At 64.0% G+C, this 2,322-nt stretch carries 1 protein-coding gene and 1 pseudogene; both read right to left on the reverse strand.

The window, feature by feature from the left end; all coding sequences use genetic code 11:
• Positions 1-595: UvrD-helicase domain-containing protein (locus WCA53_RS02605; protein ID WP_423905162.1), on the reverse strand; the 595-nt coding region annotated here is incomplete at its 3' end.
• A pseudogene (locus WCA53_RS02610) lies at positions 592-2,322 on the reverse strand (exodeoxyribonuclease V subunit gamma); the annotation flags it as partial. The gene WCA53_RS02605 and the pseudogene WCA53_RS02610, both read right to left, overlap by 4 nt.

Below are 2,322 nucleotides of genomic sequence, written 5' to 3' on the forward strand. Positions count from 1 at the left end.
AGGCTGGACTTGCGCCCTTGCTGACAAGCCAGGCGGCAAACGATGCATCGCGCGCCGCCGCCGGTTCCACGCGTTCGCGCCAGAAGTCCGCCGCCATCTCGAAGCGCAGCGCACTGTCGTCAGCTTCGAGATCGAATGCGAACGGCATGGCGGCCGCGAACGGCGCTTCCTGCAAGGCACGCTGGCAAAATGCGTGAATCGTGTGGATGGCGGCCTGGTCGAACGTATGGAGTGCGATGTGAATGCGTTTGAGCGCCTCGTCGTGATCGATGTGCGCGAGCGTTGTATCGAACAGGCGCTCCAGGAAGGCGTCGCCGCCAGTGTCACCTGTCTCCATGGCGTGGGCGATCTCGACGAGACGCGAGCGAATACGCTCGTGCAACTCGGCCGTGGCCGCTTTGGTGAACGTGACGACCAGGATCGCGTCGGCGGCGAGCTTCTTTTCAAGCAGAAGGCGCACGTAAAGCGCGCAGATGTTCCATGTCTTTCCCGTTCCCGCCGATGCCTCGATCTGGTTCACGCCGTCTAGCGGGCACTCGAAAACATCGAGTTCATCGGGGTTCAACATTGCCGTGCTGGCGTGCAGATGCATCATGCGTCGCTCCGCAGATGCTGAAGCAGCGGGTTGAAGACGATCTTCGCGAGCGCTGAAAACGCGTCATCGAGCTTCAGTTCCGTGCCGCGAAACGCCATGCGCAAGGCGGGGTCATCGGACTCGCCACGCGTTCTCTCTGACACCCACACGCCTAGCGCCTTCGACTCGCTTTCCCGCACCAAAGCCCACGCGCTCTTCGGAAAAAACCGCAAGGGCAGTCGCTGCCCCGCGCGATAAAGCGCGGCCAGCGTCGCGAGATGAGTGCGCGGATTCTCTACCGGCGTGAGTTCGAAACCGCTCGATTGCGCGCCGCGCCCGTGCCAGAGCGTTCGCCGAGGCCCATCGGGCAACGCCGCGCAATACGCGAGATGGAGCAACCAGGCCGACAGATAGTCGCGGGCGCGCGGTACGTCGTATCGATAGATGATCTGGCCTTCGTCGGTGAGCAGGTTCAGTGTTCCGTGCAATTGCAGGGGTTGCGCGGCGTTCATTTGCAACGTGGCGTCGTGGCGGCCGAACAACTCGGCGTCTGGCCATTGCGGCGCGATGTCTAGCGTGAACGGCAAGCGGGTCGTGCCCTCCTGCGTCGCAAGACGCACGCGGTCAGCCAGCGAATGCAAAGCCGCGATCTCCCTCGCTTGCCAGACATTGCCGGTCGCCCCACCCGGCATCTCGGGACTTGCGCGCGCTACCCGGCGCGCACGATCCAGCCCACGAGTCTGGTTTTCATCGTCAAGCGCGAGTAGCGCGGGCAGCACTCGATCGGACAACGCCATGCGCCCCGGGTATTCGAGCCCGAACGGTTCCGTGTCGCCGAGTTCGGTTTCAGCGTCGAACAACATGATCCCGAGTCGATCGCGCAACAGCGCGCGTGCCGGATGACGCCAGAAGCGCTCGAAATCGTCGAAAGGGACGGCATGCGCGTCCTCGGCTGGCAACGGCGTATTGAAGAATCTGGGCGTTGCCTCGATTCGGCCAAGCGCCAGCGTCCGTGCCAGTTCCGCGCGTTCCGGCTCGTAGGTGAACAACGGCCCGCTGAAGTACTCAGGCGCGAACGGCTGCAACGGATGCTCGAAGACAAACCGGCGGCGTGCAGCCTTGAGTTGCCCCGGTGTGGCACCCGGCCCCGCCACCGCCTCCTCCAGATAGTCCAGCAATTCATCGATCAAGGCGGCAGGCGGCAACGCGGCGTTGTCGCGGATGCTGCGGCCCGTGTATGCGATCAGTAATCGGTCGCGCGCCGCCAACAACAAATCGAGGAATAAATTGCGCTCGTCGTCCCGACGTTGACGGTCACCCAGTTTGCCGAAGCTCGCCATAAGGTCGAACTCGTCGGCGCGCGCGAGGCTCGGCAACATGCCGTCGTCCATGCCAAGCAGGCAAATCACGCGATACGGCAATCCGCGCAAGCTCGTCAACGACGAAAACGTTACGCCGCCCCATGGCACGCCGCCGCGCGCCGGGTCGTCCAGGGCGTCGGTCAGTGCCGTGCGCAACACGTCGGCCGCGATTTCCGTTTCGCCCGCGCCTTCGCTCATCGCGAGCATCAGGCGGTCGACGGTGGCGCGAACCTCGGCAACTGCATCGGCGAAGGGCACGCCGGCGTCGAAAAACTGCGTCAGCGCGTCGAGAAGAATGCGCGTCCAAACCTGCGGCGTGCGCGCCGTGGCAATCCGCTCGCCAAATGCGTCGATCTCGTCGATAAAGCGGGTCAGCCGTCCAAGCAA

Origin of the sequence: Caballeronia sp., assembly GCF_049581465.1 — a bacterium.
Lineage (GTDB): Bacteria > Pseudomonadota > Gammaproteobacteria > Burkholderiales > Burkholderiaceae > Caballeronia.